15 protein-coding genes are annotated in these 19117 nt (G+C 40.5%); 7 read left to right on the forward strand and 8 right to left on the reverse strand.

Features of this window, described 5'->3' with window-relative positions:
• Position 1 precedes the first annotated feature (1 nt).
• From LM917_RS02455 to LM917_RS02480, 6 genes are all read right to left on the reverse strand, one after another.
• Positions 2 to 436, reverse strand: coding sequence for a PTS mannitol transporter subunit IIA (locus LM917_RS02455; protein ID WP_232695853.1), 435 nt, complete (start codon positions 434 to 436; stop codon positions 2 to 4).
• The gene (locus LM917_RS02460; RefSeq protein WP_232695855.1) at positions 430 to 2541 is read right to left on the reverse strand and encodes a BglG family transcription antiterminator; all 2112 of its coding nucleotides are present in this window, start codon (positions 2539 to 2541) and stop codon (positions 430 to 432) included. The genes LM917_RS02455 and LM917_RS02460 overlap by 7 nt, the downstream gene beginning before the upstream one ends.
• 52 nt (positions 2542 to 2593) lie before the next feature.
• On the reverse strand, positions 2594 to 4051 hold the full coding sequence (locus tag LM917_RS02465; RefSeq protein ID WP_232695856.1) for a PTS mannitol transporter subunit IIBC: 1458 nt from the start codon (positions 4049 to 4051) through the stop codon (positions 2594 to 2596).
• 420 nt (positions 4052 to 4471) lie between these two features.
• On the reverse strand, positions 4472 to 5212 hold the full coding sequence (pflA, locus tag LM917_RS02470) for a pyruvate formate-lyase-activating protein (RefSeq protein ID WP_232695857.1): 741 nt from the start codon (positions 5210 to 5212) through the stop codon (positions 4472 to 4474).
• A gap of 142 nt (positions 5213 to 5354) precedes the next feature.
• Positions 5355 to 7619 carry a formate C-acetyltransferase gene (gene pflB / locus LM917_RS02475; RefSeq protein ID WP_232695859.1) on the reverse strand — a complete coding sequence of 755 codons (2265 nt, stop codon included), beginning with the start codon at positions 7617 to 7619 and terminating at the stop codon, positions 5355 to 5357.
• A 293-nt stretch (positions 7620 to 7912) separates the two neighbouring features.
• Positions 7913 to 8692 (reverse strand): Cof-type HAD-IIB family hydrolase, encoded by a 780-nt coding sequence (locus LM917_RS02480; protein ID WP_232695861.1) that lies wholly within the window; start codon positions 8690 to 8692, stop codon positions 7913 to 7915.
• Between the two features lie 188 nt (positions 8693 to 8880).
• On the opposite strand from LM917_RS02480, the gene yunB reads away from it, so the two are divergent.
• Positions 8881 to 9582, forward strand: coding sequence for a sporulation protein YunB (yunB, locus tag LM917_RS02485; protein WP_232695863.1), 702 nt, complete (start codon positions 8881 to 8883; stop codon positions 9580 to 9582).
• 70 nt (positions 9583 to 9652) lie between these two features.
• Here the strand turns inward: yunB and LM917_RS02490 are convergent, their stop codons facing one another.
• Positions 9653 to 10219 carry a hypothetical protein gene (locus LM917_RS02490; RefSeq protein WP_232695864.1) on the reverse strand — a complete coding sequence of 189 codons (567 nt, stop codon included), beginning with the start codon at positions 10217 to 10219 and terminating at the stop codon, positions 9653 to 9655.
• 327 nt (positions 10220 to 10546) lie between these two features.
• Here LM917_RS02490 and LM917_RS02495 point away from each other — a divergent pair, with 327 nt between their 5' ends.
• The 6 genes from LM917_RS02495 (at position 10547) to LM917_RS02520 (ending at position 16751) form a co-directional block, all read left to right on the forward strand.
• On the forward strand, positions 10547 to 11560 hold the full coding sequence (locus LM917_RS02495) for a PTS sugar transporter subunit IIC (RefSeq protein ID WP_232695866.1): 1014 nt from the start codon (positions 10547 to 10549) through the stop codon (positions 11558 to 11560).
• A 276-nt stretch (positions 11561 to 11836) separates the two neighbouring features.
• A complete protein-coding gene (locus LM917_RS02500) occupies positions 11837 to 13582 on the forward strand; it encodes a flavocytochrome c (RefSeq protein WP_232695979.1) in 1746 nt (581 codons plus the stop codon).
• 167 nt (positions 13583 to 13749) lie between these two features.
• On the forward strand, positions 13750 to 14571 hold the full coding sequence (locus tag LM917_RS02505; protein WP_232695867.1) for a DUF2087 domain-containing protein: 822 nt from the start codon (positions 13750 to 13752) through the stop codon (positions 14569 to 14571).
• Positions 14572 to 14815: 244 nt separating this feature from the next.
• Positions 14816 to 15388, forward strand: coding sequence for a biotin transporter BioY (locus tag LM917_RS02510; protein WP_232695868.1), 573 nt, complete (start codon positions 14816 to 14818; stop codon positions 15386 to 15388).
• A 126-nt stretch (positions 15389 to 15514) separates the two neighbouring features.
• Positions 15515 to 15868 carry a hypothetical protein gene (locus tag LM917_RS02515; protein ID WP_232695869.1) on the forward strand — a complete coding sequence of 118 codons (354 nt, stop codon included), beginning with the start codon at positions 15515 to 15517 and terminating at the stop codon, positions 15866 to 15868.
• A 157-nt stretch (positions 15869 to 16025) separates the two neighbouring features.
• A complete protein-coding gene (locus LM917_RS02520) occupies positions 16026 to 16751 on the forward strand; it encodes a YwiC-like family protein (RefSeq protein WP_232695870.1) in 726 nt (241 codons plus the stop codon).
• Between the two features lie 86 nt (positions 16752 to 16837).
• Here the strand turns inward: LM917_RS02520 and LM917_RS02525 are convergent, their stop codons facing one another.
• Entirely contained in the window at positions 16838 to 19114 is a 2277-nt protein-coding gene (locus LM917_RS02525; RefSeq protein WP_232695871.1) for a transketolase C-terminal domain-containing protein, read from the reverse strand.
• Positions 19115 to 19117: the final 3 nt, after the last annotated feature.

Below are 19117 nucleotides of genomic sequence, written 5' to 3' on the forward strand. Positions count from 1 at the left end.
TTTACATTCCCTCCTGGATCATCGCCATCAACTCTTCTGCTGTTGCTGCCTGAACCAATTTATCAACATTTTCTTCTTCGGATACTAGCACGGCTAGTTCCGACAAAATCTCTAGATGCTCGTCTCCTACACCAGCAATACCAATAATGAAACGAGCTACATTTCCGTCACCAAAGTCTACTCCATTTGGAACTTGAATAATAGAAATACCTGTAGTTTTGATCAGTTCCTTCGCATCGTTAGTACCGTGAGGAATCGCAACACCGTTTCCCATAAAAGTTGTTAGTAGCTCTTCTCTTTCTTTCATTTTTTCAACATAGCTTTCTTCTACATGACCAGCGTTCACCAATAGTTTACCAGCTAGTTCAATCGCTTCATTTTTGTTTGCTACTTTTGCGTTTAAAGCAATTTTATCTGCAGATAGAATATTTAACATGAAACATCCCCTCTTTCTCTCAATTGTTGGTAACAATAATTTTTTAGCTTTTTAATAAAAAATGCTTTAATCTGATCGGGCTTACTATTTTCCATTACCTCGATCGTTTCTTCCTCTATCAATAACGCGCTTATTTCACTCAGGATCTCTGTCCCTTCGCTGGACATCGGTTCGGGACTAATCAGTACCAGTAATTTTGTTATCTTCATCTCTTTTCCGTCCATGGAACTCCTTGTAATCGGATGTTCCAAAAAGACAACGGAGAAGGAAGGTTTCAAAATCTCACCCGATTTGGTGTGATACAAAACCTGAGTAGTTCCTGGTATACCTAATCCACCCATTTTTTCACGAGCAAGCAATTGCGTTACTACACGCTTGGGATTAAGTAAAATCCCATCCTGTTTTAATTGTTTCGCTATTTTCAGCAAGATTTGCTCGATATTCAAGTCCTGGTTGTTGATCATCACATGTTGCCATTGTCTGCAAATATCCAGAGTAACCTGTAGATATTGTTGGTTTTTCTCCAGTTGTGACAAAATTTGATCAACGGTTTGATCCTCTTGTTCTATCTCTGACTCTGACATGGTAATGTCTAGCTCACTTAAAAAATGGCGGATCATATTGATCTCATTTCTATCCAAAAACGGGCTGACAATAACAAAAGGCTCCAGTTCCTTGGGAAGAGGTATGGTTGAAATAATCAAATCATAGCTTTCCGGATCGATGTGATTGGTATCAAACAAGGAAACATGTCGTAACACATGAATCTCTGGAATCTCCGTTTCAATTCTGTTTGCCAGCATACGCGATGTACCAATTCCACTAGAGCAAACTACTAGCACTCGATAATTTTTCTTCGTACGCTTTATTCGTTCTAATGAAGAACCAAGATGCAGAACCAGAAAGCCAATTTCCTCATCAGGTACGTGTAAATCAGAAAAGGATTCCGCTGCTATAGCGGCTACCGGTCGAAATACATGACCATAATCCTCCTTGATTTTTTCAAGTAATGGATTATTGATACGCATATTACGTTTTAGACGATGTAATGCTGGCTCCAGGTGAGTTAGTAGACCTGGTAAAAGTGAGCGGTCCTCATAAAAGTTAATGCCTAATTCCTTGCCTACTCCGTCCATTAGCTTTTGAGCAATAATGGTTACCTCAGCATGATGGGTATCAAGCAGATCCTGTTGGGACTTGCGTAGCTTGGCTCCCTGGAGATGCATCGTGATATAACCAACTTCAGCTTTGGGAAAGGGAAGGGAAAATCTCTCTTCCAGCTCTCTGATAATCTCCTGTGCCACCGCATACTCTGGCTCCTTGGTGAGTTCATTCAGGTAGAGTTCATCCATCTCAATCTCTTCGCCTTTTATCAATCGCTCGATGACCAGAGAGAGATGCACAACAAGCGCGATATAAGAACTGTCTGCCAAAGGTACAACTAGTTGGCTTCGTACATTTTTCAACGCGTTTTCTACAGCTATTAATCTATCTTTTTGAATCAGATTCAAGAGCTTTTCTGAGGCACTGTTTACCTTTGCTTCGTTTTTATGCTGGACGTTCTCTTTTAAGAGAGCGATTAGCTTGTTTTCATCAAAATTATTCGCAATGAGTGAAATCATTGCTCCTCTCTTGGCTGTTTCGGTACCCTTAATCTCAATTCCATATCCTCGTCGTCTAATCAGTTGCAATTGGTGCAAAGAGAGCCACTCTTCCAATTGATCGAGGTCACTAGTTATCGTTGGAACCGCAACCTTCAAATTATGCGAGAGAACAAACAACTTAATCGGTTCATTTGCTGAAAGCAACGTGCACAAGATCATTAATTTCCGCTCTTCCGCAGTGTATTCCCCTGATATAGCATGAAATAAATCTTCGGATAGTCGCTGTTTATCTGCTGCCTCTCCTTCAAGGATCACGCCAATACCGGAACGTTTGATTAACTGTAGGTCATATCTTTTAACAATCTGTTCAATTTCTCGAAGTTCACGGTGTACGGTACGCGGGCTAATCTGGATTTCTTCAGCAATTTTCCCTACCGTTACTCCCTGATCGACATGAAGCATGATGTTGATGATTTGTTGCTGTCTCGACGATAGCTGCATCTATACACCGCCTCTCCTATTAAAAATGAAGGGGAGTGATGCTCCCCCTCTTTTATTTGGTTAGATAGTTAGTCAACTCGTCATATTTAGGACTGCCCAGGAAGTTATCTACTGAGATGTGATGCGCACTCGGAGCTGTATGCTGTGCGCGTTCTGTTAGCGATTTGTGTGTTACAACAATATCTACATCCTGTGGCAGGTCATTGATTGCTTTATTCGTAACTTCTACATCGATTCCAGCCTTTTGGAATTTCTTGCGAAGGATAGAAGCACCCATTGCACTAGAACCCATTCCAGCATCACATGCGAATATTACTTTTTTAACCTGATCAGCAGGTGGAAGCTCATTCTGCTCTGCATGTGGCGCAGTTGCTGTTGCTGCATTCGTAGCTGTCGTAGCAGGCTGATTTGTTTTTATTGCTTTCATTTTTTCTGTAGCTTTTGCCAAATCTTCTTCATCTTCATCCTTTGCAGATGCTTTTAGGAAGATGGATGCTACTAAGAAAGAAACAACGGTACTAATAGCTACACCAGCTAATACCGCCAGCATGCCACCTTTTGGAGCCATCGCCATTAATGCAAAGATACTACCAGGAGAAGCTGTAGCTACCAAACCGGCACCTAGCACATTGAAGGTAAACACACCACTGATACCACCTGCGATAGCTGCAAGGATCAGTTTAGGATTCATCAGAATGTAAGGGAAGTAAATCTCGTGAATACCACCTAAGAAGTGGATAATAGCAGCACCAGGAGCTGATTGTTTTGCCATTCCACGACCTACTAACCAGTAAGCTAGCAAGATACCAAAACCAGGTCCAGGGTTAGACTCAATTAGGAAGAAAATTGATTTACCAGTTTCAGCAGCTTGATCTAATCCAATCGGGCCAAGTACACCATGGTTAATTGCGTTATTTAAGAACAGGATTTTTGCTGGCTCAACGAAAATGCTTGCGAGCGGTAACAATCCCATTTCTACAATGCTCTGTACTCCAGATGCAAGACCGTTTGTCAGGTAAGTAACAAGTGGACCTACTCCCAAGAATGCTGCGATTGCCAAAATGGCACCAAGAATACCTGCGGAGAAGTTATTTACTAGCATCTCAAAGCCTGCTTTTACTTTACCTTCAAACAGTCTGTCAACCTTTTTCATCAGATAACCGGCAAGTGGACCCATGATCATTGCACCTAGGAACATTGGGATATCTGATCCGACAATGATCCCCATCGTTGCAACGGCACCTAATACACCACCGCGAACATCATAAATCATCTTACCACCTGTGAAACCAATCAGCAGGGGAAGAAGATATGTAATCATCGGGCCAACCATTTTACCTAGTTCTTCATTTGGCAACCATCCTGTAGGGATGAATAGCGCGGTGATTAATCCCCAAGCAATGAATGCACCGATATTTGGCATTACCATTCCACTTAGGAAACGACCAAACTTTTGAATTTTTACGCGAGCGCCCTTTTCTTGGGTCTGATTTTCGATTGTTTGCCTCATATCCAAGCTCCTCTCATCTTGTCAAATACCGAATTATTGTAATGTTGCTTGTCATAATCGATTAGTTGACTCTGTGTGATTTGTTATGACTTGTCTTGTTTGCTTATGATTTAATAGTAAAACCATGCCTATGCTTATTCAACAAAATGAAAGTACACTATCGTCATCATGATTGTTGACAAAAGTTAATTTGCAACCCATAAAACTGCTTAGCAAAAGGCTTCTTTCCACCCCGCTTAATTCAACCTGACTAAAATAGTTGTTGCCATATCAGCTGCCCTATACAACTTTAGGTTCTCCTGTTGAGATTGAAGCATGTAGAACAGTATGTATAAAAAAGAAGCACACTGGTGTAGTGAATACAAAAAAGCCCTTGAAACCATCTCCGGTCTCAAAGGACTTAGCTATCATCTATATCAATTATTTTATTACTTGTAGTTGTTGAGTTTTACCTTTTTCAATCAGATTATAAGCACGCTCAACCTCTTCATCAGTAGGACTGCGATATCCCTCAAGCGGATATTCTTCTCCCATTTCCTCCCATTTGTATATACCCATTTCATGGTATGGCAGGATTTCAATCTTTTCTACACCTTGTAAGGTCCCTACAAATTGTCCTAGTGAAATCAAGTGACTTGCAGAATCGGTTACATCTGGAATTAAGACATGGCGAATCCACATTTTTTTACCATGATCAGACATCCACTTCGCATAGGCAAGTGTGCGATCATTAGGTTGACCAGTTAACCAAATGTGTTTCTCAGGGTCTATCTGTTTCAAATCCAATAAAACAAGATCAGTAGCTTCCATTAATTTTCCCAATTTGCTTGTCTCACAGAAGCCTGAGGAATCCAGGGTAGTGTGCAAGTTCCATTTGTCTTTCACGGCTTTAAATAATTCTGCAACGAATGGGGTTTGTAGCAATGGTTCCCCTCCTGTTACTGTTAAACCGCCGCCTGAGGCGCGATAGTACGCCAAATATGGTTCAATTTCTGCCAAAACTTCTTCGACAGTCATTTCTTTTCCTTTAGTTGTGTCCCATGTATCTCTGTTATGACAAAACTTGCATTGCAAGGCACATCCTTGTAAAAACAAGACAAAACGAATGCCTGGTCCATCTACTGTTCCAAATGTTTCAATTGAGTGAATACGACCCTTCATCCTGATCAATCCTTTCTCTACAACAACAAGGAAGGGAAAGCTGGCCTAAATAGTGAGTCCTTCTTATGTCACTTCCCCTTCCTTGTTGTTGCCCGAAGCAGCCCTAATGGACCGCCTCGGACGACAGTAAAGCATATATATCTTAGATTTTACCGTGGAATGTACGATTGATTACATCCAATTGTTGTTCACGAGTCAATTTGATGAAGTTAACAGCATAACCAGATACACGGATAGTCAATTGTGGGTATTCTTCTGGGTGTTCCATAGCATCCATCAATTGGGCACGATCAAATACGTTAACGTTCAGGTGATGACCGCCATCTGGAGTCATGTAACCATCCATCATTGCTACCATGTTGTTAACACGAGATTCCATTTCTTTACCTAGTGCTTTAGGCACGATAGAGAATGTATTGGAGATACCATCCAAGCTGTGCTCATAAGGTAGTTTAGCTACAGAGCTTAATGAAGCTAGAGCACCTTTTTGATCACGTCCATGCATAGGGTTTGCACCTGGTGCAAACGGTTCGCCTGCTTGACGACCATCTGGAGTTGTACCAGTCTTTTTACCATATACAACGTTAGAAGTGATAGTAAGTACAGACATTGTTGGTAGAGCGTCACGATATGTTTTGTTCTTACGGATTTTGTTCATGAAGCGCTCAACAAGATCAACTGCAATCTCATCTACGCGATCATCATTATTACCGTATGTTGGATATTCTCCTTCAGTAACGAAGTCAACTGCAATACCTTGTTCGTTACGGATTGGTTTTACTTTTGCATATTTAATTGCAGACAAGGAGTCAGCTACTACAGACAGACCAGCGATACCGGTTGCCATCGTACGTAGAATTTCACGATCATGCAGCGCCATTTCAATACGCTCATAGGAGTATTTGTCATGCATGAAGTGGATCACATTCAATGTGTTGACGTATAGCTTCGCTAGCCACTCCATCACGTTATCGAACTTAGCCATTACTTCATCGAAATCAAGATATTCGGAAGTAATCGGAGCGAATTGAGGACCAACTTGCATGCCAAGTTTTTCGTCTACGCCACCATTGATTGTATATAACAGAGCTTTTGCCAGGTTGGCACGAGCACCGAAGAATTGCATTTGTTTACCAATACGCATTGCAGATACGCAGCAAGCGATACCATAGTCATCACCGAAGTAAGGACGCATCAAATCATCATTTTCGTATTGGATTGCACTTGTCTCGATAGATACTTTCGAGCAGAATTTTTTGAAGTTATTAGGAAGATCTTTCGACCATAGAACAGTCAAGTTTGGTTCTGGAGCTGGCCCCAGGTTGTATAGTGTGTGCAAGAAACGGAAAGAGTTTTTCGTTACATGAGTTTTACCTGTAATGGACATACCACCAATGGATTCAGTTACCCAAGTTGGGTCACCAGAGAACAATTCGTTGTAATCAGGCGTACGTAGGAACTTAACGATACGTAGTTTCATTACAAAATGGTCAACCAGTTCTTGTGCTTGTTCCTCAGTCAATGTACCCTCTGCAATGTCACGCTCAATGTAAGCATCAAGGAAGGAAGACACACGACCCAAGCTCATTGCTGCACCATTTTGCTCCTTGATTGCTGCCAGATAACCAAAGTATAACCATTGGAATGCTTCGCTAGCATTGGAAGCAGGTTTGGAAATATCAAAACCATGTTCTTTTGCCATCAATTTTAATTCGTTCAGAGAGCGAATTTGCTCAGATAGCTCTTCACGTAGACGCATTGCATCTTCTGTCATTACGTCTACTTCCATTTGTTTTAGATCATTTTTCTTTTCAACGATCAGACGGTCCACACCGTATAGTGCTACACGACGGTAGTCACCGATGATACGTCCACGTCCATAAGCATCTGGTAAACCAGTGATGATACCAGCTCTACGAGCAGCTTTCATTTCATCTGTATAAGCATCGAAAACACCTTGGTTATGTGTTTTGCGAATGTCTGTAAATAATTTGATAATGGATTCAGGAACTTCGAATCCGTATGCTTTGCAAGCATCCACCATCATGCGGATACCGCCGAATGGTTGTAAAGAGCGTTTGAACGGTTCGTCAGTTTGCAGACCTACTACTTTCTCACGATTCTTGTCCAGATAGCCTGGTTTGTGAGAAGTGATGGTAGATGGAGTGTTTACATCAACATCAAGTACTCCGCCATTTGCACGTTCTTTTTTGGACAGATCAGATATGATATCCCAAAGCGCTTTTGTATCTTGAGTAGCACCAGCTAGGAATGTATCATCTCCATGATACGGATTGATGTTTTCTTCGATGAAGTCACGAGTATCAATGTTTTTCATCCATTTACCCGGCTTAAAACTTCTCCATGCATGTTCAACTGTAGATAATTCTTTTTCTTGAACTGCCATCTTACATTCCTCCTATTGTTCGGCTCTTGTTAAAGCTTATTCCATCTTCTAAACGTGATAGTTATGCTTGATATTCTTTACACCTCGATCATACTAGAGCCTTACGTTATTCACTTGTGATAAATATCACTTATTACATGGTTTTGTGATCGAATTCACAAATTTGTTTCATTTAATATCAAAAACTGTTATACAGTTAAAAAGTCTTGATATATAACACTTTTCATATTTTCATAAAAAAGAAATAGTACAGTAATAAATACTGTACTATCTATGTATTAGTTCTAGTTTATTCACTTGATTACGTTCAGTTTTCTTAATGCATAAGCAATGCCTTCCTCATCCACATGCTTCGTTACAAACTGTGCATGCGGGATAACATCGGGATGAGAATTTCCCATTGCCACGCTCATTCCAACGCAGTTCATCATTTCGATATCATTACGGCCGTCACCGATTGCCATTGATTCCTCTTTTTTTATCCCTGCATGTGAGAGCAAGGCTTCAATACCAAGTGCTTTCGAACCACCCTTTGGCATTACATCAAGTGAGACTTGATGCCATCGAAAAAAACGAACATCTCCTAATAGCTTATCCTGTTCGTAAACTAGTTCTTCCCCTTCCCGACAATGGAGCCAGCATTGATATATGTGATTATCTCGCCAGAAATCGGGGCGTGCTTCCAGTGGATCATAATTAATTGATTTGATCGCACTCTGCACCATTTCATTATCATGCGAGGCATAACATACATCTTCACTCAAAAATACGAGGGCATGGTTATGATTCTCTACTTGTTTGGTCAAATATTCAAGCGATTGTTTAGAAATAGGGTTGGTAAATATAACTTTTCCCTTATATTCGACGTACGCACCATTGTAGCAGACGAATGATTCTATCTTTAGCTCATTTGCCAGTTCTCTTACGTGAAACGGTGATCTCCCTGTTGCAATCACTGTTTCAACTCCATTTTCATGTAGTGTGTGAAGGGCTTTTTTCGTACTTTCAGATATCAGCATTTCTTCGTTCAGTAGCGTTCCATCTACATCAAAAAAAATCATTTTGTATGTCAATACTCTCTCCCCTTCCTTCCTTTCTACTTATTATATCTAAGCAACCAAACCATTCCAATTACTATTCTGAATTTAATTTCTTTTCATAAAAGTAAAGAAATTTATGATCCAGGGCATGTTTCCTACCATCTGTTTCATATGATCTAGAGATTGGAGTGATCCAGATGGCCTTCCGTAGGAGACGTCGAATGCGCACTGCAAGAACCCGAAAAAAATGGGTATTTGTTGTGCTCGTCCTTTTGTTTGCGTTTGGACTACAAGGTTTGTTTTATGTGGAGGACAAAATAAAGCCTACCCTCTTAGTCCTTGCCAAACAAAAAACAGAGAGCATCGCCAAGGAAGCAATTGCAGATGCGGTAATCGAGCATTTCTCCCAATTGGAATTGGGCAAAGAGGAAATTTTTCAGGTTGAAAAAGATAATGGCGGTCGAATTCAAGCAATTTTTTACAACTTCCAGACCTATTCAAAAATTATGAGTGAAGCAAACCTGAGTATTAAGCAGCAATTAAAAGACATGGAACAAAAAAAGATTGACGCTTCGATTCCATTGGGATTAGCTACTGGCAGCTCACTTTTGGCAAGTACTGGTCCTCAATTGCCAATTACTATTGCTCCTGTAGGTTCGGCAAAAACATGGTTAGATACGGAAATGAAGGAAGCTGGCATTAATAATGTGATGTTAACCGTACTCTTGCATGTGGAGATAAAACTACAGGTCATCATTCCGTTCGCAACTGAACAGACCATCATTACTACCTCCGTGCCTATTAGTAATCAGTACTTTCCTGGAGAAGTACCTCAGTTTAATTACAGTAACAATTCAGATGGAGCGACTGTCGTCCCTCCGATTCAGGTCGCACCTGCACCTTCCACTACTCCTGTACCATAAATAAGCCTGGTTCAGATTCTTCGCGAAATGCGACGATATCTTAACCAGGCTTTCTTTAAAAAGATATCTGCTATTTTCCTCCTGTTACGCTCGTAAATTGATTCATTATTTTCTCTGTTTGGGTATTCAAATCTCCTAGTATATTTCCTAAGGTGCTCATCGCTTGTTCACCTGATTTACCTGCTTCTGCACCTATTTGCTTTAACGATTCCTGATAATTAGCTGCAACTTGAGTTACTTCGTTATGTAAAGCTTCTATTGGTTGTGGTGGAACCATTGCTTGTAGGTCATTCTGAATCTGATTAAAGTCTACCTCAAGTTTGGCTACTTCAGCTTTGAATGCCTCTACTTGTATGGTTTTATCTATGAATTGTTGAAGTAACTCATCTGCTCTAGCTATTGAATTTTGCATTTCTTCTATAGAAGGAACGATTGTAGTTACATATTCTGTTAACTGAGCTAAATCAGTATTTGCTAAGTCATTAATTTTATTGGTAGCCTCATTGCCTACTTGCTCCACTGCTTGTTGTGCTTGCGTCATTTCTTGTTCCCATTCACTGGAACAACCCGTTACAATCAACATCGCTGCAATAAACATTACCGGAATACTCCGTCTATTCACCTTACGTCTTTTCATGACGATTCGCCTCCTACTTTTCATCATTCCCTTAGTAATACGGTTCAGACTAACTAACGTTGCATAATTCACCTTACATTTATGACCATTTCTCAATTATATATTCGCTATTACTGATATGTAGCCCTGTTCTGGATGTTGAATCAACTCATCACTCATCTTGCATGTTGTATAAAGCGATATTTATACACGAACACTAAGCCAAACTATTTCCATAAGGGGATAAATCATGTCGATTGATACGAGAAAAATAGACATGTCTAATCAAGTACTTCATGAATACATGAAAACCATTGGATACTAAAGATACGGAAAGGAATAACTACCATGAAAGATTACATCATGCCCCGCATCTTTAAGGCTTCAACCGGGATCGCACGAAGTATTTTTGTAACATTAGGGATAGGACTTTTAATTGAAAATATTGGTAGGCTGATTGACTCCGAATCCTTAATACAGATTGGAAATGTAGCAAAAAACCTGATGGCACCCAGTATTGGTGTAGGGATTGCCTTCATGTTAGGAGCTAATCTGTTAACGATCATGTCCGCTATGATTACTTCCTCTCTGGGTGCTGGTGCTATCACCTTTACAGCAGCAGGTTTTCTCATTAAATCTGGAGAGCCAATCGGTGCGCTATTGGCAGCTACACTGGCTACCTACATAGGTAAAAGAATCTCAGGAAAAACACCCGTTGATATGATGATCGTGCCACTTGGATCCATATTAATTGCTGGATGGGCTGGCTTGTGGCTCTCAGGTGCTATTTCGCCCATCCTTACAACCGTAGCTGGGTTTATAAAAGATGCCTCTTCCGGGGTACCATTTGTCTCTTCCATTGTCATTTCTGTTGTGTGGGGCCTGTTGCTTCTCTCCCCTGCTTCCTCTGTGGCATTAGCGGTTGCCCTGAATATGGACGGGCTGATAGGTGGGGCTGCATTGGCTGGGTGTGCGGCTCACTTCATCGGTTTTTCCTTAATCTCTGCGAGAGAAAACAATCTGGGTGGAATCCTCGCTCAATTAATTTGTACCCCCAAGATACAGTTACCTAACATCACTAAAAACATCTGGATCGTCGTCCCCTCTGTGATTGCAGGCGCAATTGCTGGTCCTGTTTCTTTTTTCGTATTTGGAATAGAGGTTGCTAAGGAATATGCAGGTTTGGGGCTATGCTCACTCATTGTCCCCATTCATCTCTTGACTATTTATCCACCTGGGTACATCATTTTGGCAATGCTGGTTACCTATCTATTAATTCCCGGTGTAATCTCCTATTTAGTCTATCTCGCTCTATGGAAAAAAGAATGGATACGTCCTGGAGATCTTCGACTGCCAGAATAACAGGATAATCATTGTGAGCATATCTAGCTACTACATGTGGATATGCTATTTCATTTTATTTTATTAACTTTTATTTGTATCTGAAGAAGCTTTTTATTTCAACGTTTTTAACATTAATAAAATTGAATTTACTATTTACTAAAAACACTTTGTGATTGTTTTCACATCTTTTATTTTCGAATCGTATTTAAATGGGTTTGTAAACGTTCTCTTTTCATCACACAGATATAAAGGAGGTTTCATCAGTTGAGAACACTACGTAAGTCATTCATCTTTATGCTTGTATTTGCCCTTGTATTAACAATGGCAGGTTGCGGGGGCGGTAAAGATACAGCATCAGGTGATGTTGTAACTGCTGTTGGACAGGCAGACGGAAAACATGGTCCTATCAAGGTTGAAATTACTGTAGAAAAAGACAAACTGAAAGAAATCAAAGTACTTGAATCCAAAGAAAATGAAGTATTAGCTGAACCCGTTTACACAAAATTAAGTGACCAAATGATCGCTTCCAATAGCACAGAAGTAGATGCGATTAGTGGTTCTACCGTTACTAGTGACGGTTTTATTGCCGCTGTACAAGATGCTCTGAAACAAACTGGTATCACGCTTGTAGCAGCAGGAGCAGCAGCAGCTACAACGAGCAAGGAAGAAGCTGTTCAAAATTTTGATGTAGTTGTCGTAGGAGCCGGTGGTGCAGGTTTTGCAGCAGCAATTGAAGCAAAAGTTGCTGGTTCCAACGTAGTTTTGCTAGAAAAAATGCCAACAATTGGTGGTAACACACTAATCTCTGGTGCTGAAATGAATGCAGCAAACACATGGGTACAAAATAAGTTAGGAATTAAAGACAGCCAAGAATTATTCTATGAAGATACAATGAAGGGCGGCGACAATGTCGGTAACCCTGAAATGGTTCGCATCATGACTACAAAAGCAACAGAAGCTGCTGAATGGCTTCGCGATGAAATAAAAGTAGTTTTTGAAGATGATAACCTGTTCCAATTCGGTGGACATAGTGTAAAACGAGCTCTCATTCCTAATGGCCACACTGGTCAAGAAATGGTTACAAAACTGAAAGCGAAAGCTGATGAATTACAAATCCCTGTTAAAACAGATACAAATGTAAAAGAACTCATCATGACTGATGGTCGTGTAACTGGCGTAAAAGCAACTGGAGCTTCTGGAGAAGAACTTACTTTTAACGCGAAAAACGGTGTTATTATTGCAACTGGTGGTTTCGGTTCCAACATTGAAATGCGTAAAAAGTATGCTCCTGAGCTAGACGAAAGTTACCTATCCACTGTAACCACTGGTTCAACTGGTGATGGTATCGTCATGGGTGAAAAAATCGGTGCTGCTTCTACAAACATGGGTAGTATCCAAACCTACCCTGTATGTAACCCTAAATCTGGTTTGATCTCTCTGGTAGCTGACTCTCGCTTCGATGGTGCGCTCCTGATTAACCAAAGCGGTAACCGTTTCGTAGAAGAATTGGAACGTCGTGATGTAATCTCCAAAGCAATCCTTGCTCAAGAAGGCGGATATGCATACCAGATTTGGAATCAAAAAGTTGGAGATTTCAGTAAGACAGTTGAAACACACAAAGATGAGTATGACATGCTAGTAAAAGATGGCATCTTGTTTAAAACAGATACACTGGAAGAAGCAGCTAAACACTTCAATATTCCAGCTGATCAATTGCAAAAAACAATCGATCGTTTCAACGGTTTTGCAAAAGCTGGTAAAGATGAAGACTTCAAACACCGTGGTACTTTAACTGCAATGGAAGAAGGTCCTTGGTACATTCAAAAAGCAGTGCCTTCTGTTCACCATACAATGGGTGGTCTTGTAATCGATACAGAAACTCGCGTGCTTGATAAAGATAACAAAGTAATTCCTGGTCTATATGCTGCTGGTGAAGTTACTGGTGTTATCCATGGTAAAAACCGCCTAGGCGGTAACGCAATTGCAGACGTTTTCGTTTTCGGTCGTATCGCTGGACAAAACGCTGCAGCACAAAAATAAGCTCTTATATGCCCCCAAAATATATAAGAAAAAAACAGACTGCTGGTCATATGACTTGCAGTCTGTTTTATATATAGAGGAATTAGATAAAGCTCTTTTTTGTTTGACTTATTACAAACTAAATATTATTATGTTTATATAAAAGTAAACGAATCGAGGTTTTGTTTATGAGTGATCTATCCACCTTATTCTGGAATGCACCTTTGGACGAGTTAAAAAAAGGATACACCTTTGATCAGGCTAAACAGGTATATACCTGTCTAATATGCGGTAAGACATATGAACAAGGGATTATTTATCCACATAACGAACTCCTTTTTGAAGCGAAAAAAGCGGCCGAGCACCATGTAGATCATGAGCATTCTTCCATGTTTACCTACTTAATTCAACTAGACAAGAAAGTAACTGGACTCTCGGAGATCCAACGTGATCTTATTAAACAGTTCTATCAGGGCATGAGTGATGCTGAGATTGTGAAATCGGGTCATGGAACCAGTAATTCTACGATCAGAAACCATCGTTATCAGTTACGAGAAAAAGAAAAGCAAGCCAAAGTTTTTCTGGCAATCATGTCGCTCATGCAAGAAGCCTTATCTAATCGTGACCGCAGTAAATCATCTGAGGAAAAGAAAGCAACTTCAACTACCTCAGTAAAAACAGATTCGTTTTTGCCAGTCCCCCCTAAAACAACTTTTCAGGATGAGCGTTTTGCCATGACTGAAAAAGAATATATGGAAATATTACAAGCATATTTTCCAGATGGACTACATGGACCGCTTAAGGAGTTCCCTCGCAAAGCAAAACGAAAAGCCGCAATCTTGCGCCATATTTTAGGTCGCTTTGAACGGAATAAAATTTACACAGAAAAAGAAGTGAATGCCATACTGCTTACCGCATCTGAAGACCATGTTACTCTGCGTCGATATTTGATTGAGTACGGTTTTCTTGATCGAAAAGCAGATGGTAGCGAATACTGGGTTGTTAACTAAAGGATCTGGATAGGACGAAAGAAATAATTGTCCCATCCAGGTCCTTTTTTATCTGATGGAAAGGCTCAATTATCTGCGATACAATTATTTCTATTTCCTATAAAACTCTTTGCGGAGCTAAGAAGAATAGGACCTATGTAAGTGTAGAGTAATTTCTTTACAAAGAAAAAAGGGTCTGCTACAATCATATATGTAAACCTATACATAACATTAAGTTTACATATTTCAGAAAGAGGTGACCTTCTTGCAATATCGTAATGAAAAGCTGCGCTATTATATTATCACCGCGATCTTTACAGCGATAACCGCTGTACTCGCACAAATTACCATTCCCCTACCAACTGTTGTCCCTATCACTGGACAAACACTAGCAGTAGGTATTGTTGCTACGATTCTTGGAAGTCGTCAAGGAACGTTGGTAATGGCGATGTATGCATTACTCGGTGGAATTGGTGTACCTGTTTTTGCAGAGTTTTCAGGCGGTCCCCAAGTTTTGATTGGCCCAAGTGGCGGATTTATTTTTGGCTTTATTATTACTGCATTCATTATTGGACTTATTCTAGAAAAAACTCGTTTCACCTTCTCCATGGCATTATTCGCAAATCTTGTTGGTATGTGTATTACAATGCTAGTTGGTGTGGTGCAATTAAAATTCGTACTGTCGGTTGGCTGGGCAGAAGCTATGGCTATCGGCGTTACCCCTTTTATTGCGGGCGGTATTTTAAAAGCAGTTTTAGCTGCCTATCTAGGAGTGGAAGTACGCAAGCGTTTATTATCAAATGGTATGCTTAAAACAACCACAACTGTTACGAACTAGATCAATCATCAGAAAAAAAAGAAGTTTCTACTCAATCGGACCTCATTGCAGGTCCTTTTTCACTTTTCATGCTGATCCATATTCTGTATGATATCACTACAATTCGTTTCTGAGGAGTGTATTCACTTGCTGGCTGATCCGTTTAATATGAACTTTCACTATGATGATAGAATGCGTGAAGTACCAGATAATAGGGATGAAATGGAACAAGGCATTGAAGTCTTGGTCAGACGAAATAGTGCAATGGAACAAAATTGCACCGATTGGGTAAAAATGAATGGTTTAATTGGGGCTTATTATCGTGTACTTGGTAAGCTAAATGAAAGTGAATCTACACTGAAGGAAACAATCAAGATAGCGCAACAATTAGGTCTAACAAAATACGTTTTTATCAATCAACTGCGCCTCGCACATACATACCAATGGCAAGAAAAATTCACTCTGAGTAATTCACTTTTTGATGTCTTGCTTGATCTATAATAGAAAAAGCAAATACTCTGCTTTAAACAATGTTGACGATAAATAGAGTCCCTCTTTCGAATTGCGAATGTTCACTTCAATGCTAATTTTGCTCCTCTTATTAACAAACAGACGCGCTATAATGAATAGAGCAATTCGACAAAGGAAGGATGATATCGTGAAAAAGCAGGGTATTGTTATTCCCCATGAGCATGGTGGATGGTCAATGGTCAGTGTACCATTCCTTATAGGAATGTTTGCTGGACATCCTCAGTGGATGCACCTCCCCTTATTTCTAGCATGGTTATTCCTATATCTAATGTCTTATCCCCTCCTGCAGGCAATGAAGAGAAATTCAAATCGAGAACACTTGCTAAGGTGGGCAGTTATTTACGGCTTACTTGCCGGGATTTGTTTAATTCCAACGTTACTAAGCTTTCCTTCTCTCTTAACCTTTGGACCTTTCTTACTTGTACTTCTACTGATAACGCTCTGGCATGTTACACATAAATCAGAGCGTTCGCTTATTAATAATCTTTGCGCTATTGGTATTTTTTCAATTGGTGGGGCCGCAGCCTACTTACTCAGCGGTGGAGGATGGGACAACACGATGTTTATGGTCGTTCTGTTCAATTTTTTGTACTTCACTGGAACTGTATTTTATGTAAAGTCCATGTTTCGGGAGAGAAAAAATAAAAGTTGGATTCTCTATTCTCAGATATATCACATACTGATACTCCTTGTACCATTTGCTGTCGGCTATCCTTGGATGGCTCTTGCTTATTTATTCTCAACAATTCGAGCATTCGTTTATGGGGGCAAACTAATTCCTCCGATAAAAATAGGAATTATTGAAATTATAGGATCTGTTCTGTTTTTACTCGTTTCTATCATCATCTTATAAATGGAAAACGTATCATACAAAAGAAGATGGCTTCGGTTCACAGAACCAACGCCATCTTCTTTTTTACTTACTCATCTATATTCTACTTACAAATAAGGGCTTTCATGCTTCGCTTTCAACACATTCCAGCGACGCTCCACTTCTTCCTCAAACTGCTTGAGTGCCCCTTCGCTTTCAGGACGTAACAAATGCTTGGTCTTACCCATCATTTCCAGCCACTCCGTTAGTGGAACACGTTTGTTTTTCTCGTCTGGATTGTGAGTAATCTTTGTAATTCCTTTTTCAATTTCATATAGAGGGAAGAAACAACTATTCACTGCTTTTTCCACAATGGACTTCCCTTGATTATCAGCAGCTTTCCAGTTGAGTGGACAACTGATCAGGATTTTCCCGTATACAGTACCTACGTTTTGTGCATACCACTGAGCTTTTGCTGCTTTTTTGATCAAATCCTGTGGAAATGCTTCCGTTCCTGTAAATACATAAGGAATGTTGGTAGAAGCCATGATTTGAACGGTATCCTTATGATGGAATGCTTTACCCACGCTCTCTACACCAATATTTGAAGTGGAAGTCATATGACCTAGTGGCGTGGAATAAGACATTTGAGAACCTGTGTTCATATATCCTTCATTATCGTACTCAAGGATGATCAACTTATGGTTACGGAGAGCCGTACCGATAGCAGGTCCCATTCCGATATCCATACCCCCGTCACCAGAGATCATGATGAAGGTTAGATTATTTTCGTCTACCTCAACCTCACCACGACGAACACGCTCCCAGAACATCTCAACCACACCTGACAGTGTAGCCGATCCATTCTGGAACAGGTTATGAATGAAGTTAACTTTATGAGCAGAATATGGATATCCAGTTGTAACAACCATCGCGCAACCCGTGTGGTAGAGAACTACGATGTCCCCTTCAATCCCTTTAAAGAACATTTCCAGACCTGAGAAAATTCCACATCCTGGACAAGCACCATGACCAGGCGCAATTCGTTTCGCTTTTTTCGTTAAGGCACGCATGGTAGACATTTTCACTTTCAGTTCGCCACTAGCCTCGTCTTGTGTCACGTTTATAAATCCTGTTGTTTCTTCTTTTGTTAATGGTGCTAGCAGACGTTTTGGAGCATTCTCTTCTTTACCTGGTGTAATACCGTGATAATCAAAGCTTGCCACCTCTTCGCCATTAAACTTTTTCAGGCAAAGGGTAAAGAATTCTTCTGCGTCCGAAGCATAAAAATCTTTACCTCCCACACCAAAAATGCGAGTCAAAACGGTTGTATCGGCATGACAATCCTGTAGAGCTGATTTTATTTCGTGGCTGATATTGCCACCATGTGCCCCATAGGAGTCAGCACGCTCACCCACCAGCACCACTTTTGCCTTACGTAGTGATTCCTGAATCGCTTTTTTCGGGAATGGACGAATCATGTTAGGTGATACGACACCAGCCTTAATTCCCTGATTGCGAAGTTTATCCACGACATCTCGAGCTGTTCCAGAGGCTGAATTAATCAGGAATAAAGCAACTTCAGCATCCTCCATGCAATATTCATCAAGCAGTTTATACTCACGACCAGTCAATTGCTCGAATTCTTTAGCCACTGTCAGGAAAACTTCTTCCGCATTGTACATAGCTTCTGATTGTTGATATTTGTTATTGATATAATCTGGATCGTTCATGTATGGTCCGATGGTTATCGGATTTTTCACGTCTGTAGAATCAACATAAACAGGTTGTTTTTCACCAACAAAAGCTTGGACATCTTTCCTGTCGGTAAAATATTTCACTTTCCGCTTTTGATGAGAGGTGAAAAATCCGTCAGAAGCTACAATGACAGGCAGACGTACATCATGGTGTTCTGCTACACGTAGGGCAAACAGGTTCATATCGTAAACTGCTTGCGGATCTTTTGCTAACAAAATAGGCCAGCCAGTGTTAAGTCCGTAATACAAATCAGAATGGTCTCCGCGAATATCAAGTGGTCCCGATACGGAACGAGTAACCAGATTTAGAACCATTGGAAAGCGTGTCCCAGATTGTACAGGTAATTGCTCAAGCATATAAAGGAAACCATTAGCAGAAGTAGCATTAAACACACGTCCCCCTGCTGTGGAAGCCCCATAACAAATCCCTGCGGAGCCATGCTCCCCATCTGCTGGTACCAGCACGATGTCATGTTCACCGTTCGCTTTCATTTCATCCAGATATTCAGCTATTTCCGTAGAAGGTGTAATGGGAAAGTAGCCCATCAAATGGTAATTGATTTGTGCCGCTGCTTTTGCGGCCATCTCGTTACCGGAGCGAAAATCAGTGGTCTCTGTAACGTGTTTTATCGATGTATCTGCGCTCATGGA

The organism is Brevibacillus daliensis (assembly GCF_021245735.1).
Lineage (GTDB): Bacteria > Bacillota > Bacilli > Brevibacillales > Brevibacillaceae > Brevibacillus_B > Brevibacillus_B daliensis.

Excerpts from the sequence above, each read along its gene's own strand:
- pflA (WP_232695857.1), bottom strand. The coding sequence starts at position 5,212 with ATGAAGGGTCGTATTCACTCAATTGAAACATTTGGAACAGTAGATGGA.
- yunB (WP_232695863.1), top strand. The coding sequence starts at position 8,881 with ATGCGCACTGCAAGAACCCGAAAAAAATGGGTATTTGTTGTGCTCGTC.
- LM917_RS02465 (WP_232695856.1), bottom strand. The coding sequence starts at position 4,051 with ATGAGGCAAACAATCGAAAATCAGACCCAAGAAAAGGGCGCTCGCGTA.
- LM917_RS02490 (WP_232695864.1), bottom strand. The coding sequence starts at position 10,219 with ATGAAAAGACGTAAGGTGAATAGACGGAGTATTCCGGTAATGTTTATT.
- LM917_RS02525 (WP_232695871.1), bottom strand. The coding sequence starts at position 19,114 with ATGAGCGCAGATACATCGATAAAACACGTTACAGAGACCACTGATTTT.
- LM917_RS02505 (WP_232695867.1), top strand. The coding sequence starts at position 13,750 with ATGAGTGATCTATCCACCTTATTCTGGAATGCACCTTTGGACGAGTTA.
- LM917_RS02455 (WP_232695853.1), bottom strand. The coding sequence starts at position 436 with ATGTTAAATATTCTATCTGCAGATAAAATTGCTTTAAACGCAAAAGTA.
- pflB (WP_232695859.1), bottom strand. The coding sequence starts at position 7,619 with ATGGCAGTTCAAGAAAAAGAATTATCTACAGTTGAACATGCATGGAGA.
- LM917_RS02495 (WP_232695866.1), top strand. The coding sequence starts at position 10,547 with ATGAAAGATTACATCATGCCCCGCATCTTTAAGGCTTCAACCGGGATC.
- LM917_RS02500 (WP_232695979.1), top strand. The coding sequence starts at position 11,837 with ATGCTTGTATTTGCCCTTGTATTAACAATGGCAGGTTGCGGGGGCGGT.
- LM917_RS02460 (WP_232695855.1), bottom strand. The coding sequence starts at position 2,541 with ATGCAGCTATCGTCGAGACAGCAACAAATCATCAACATCATGCTTCAT.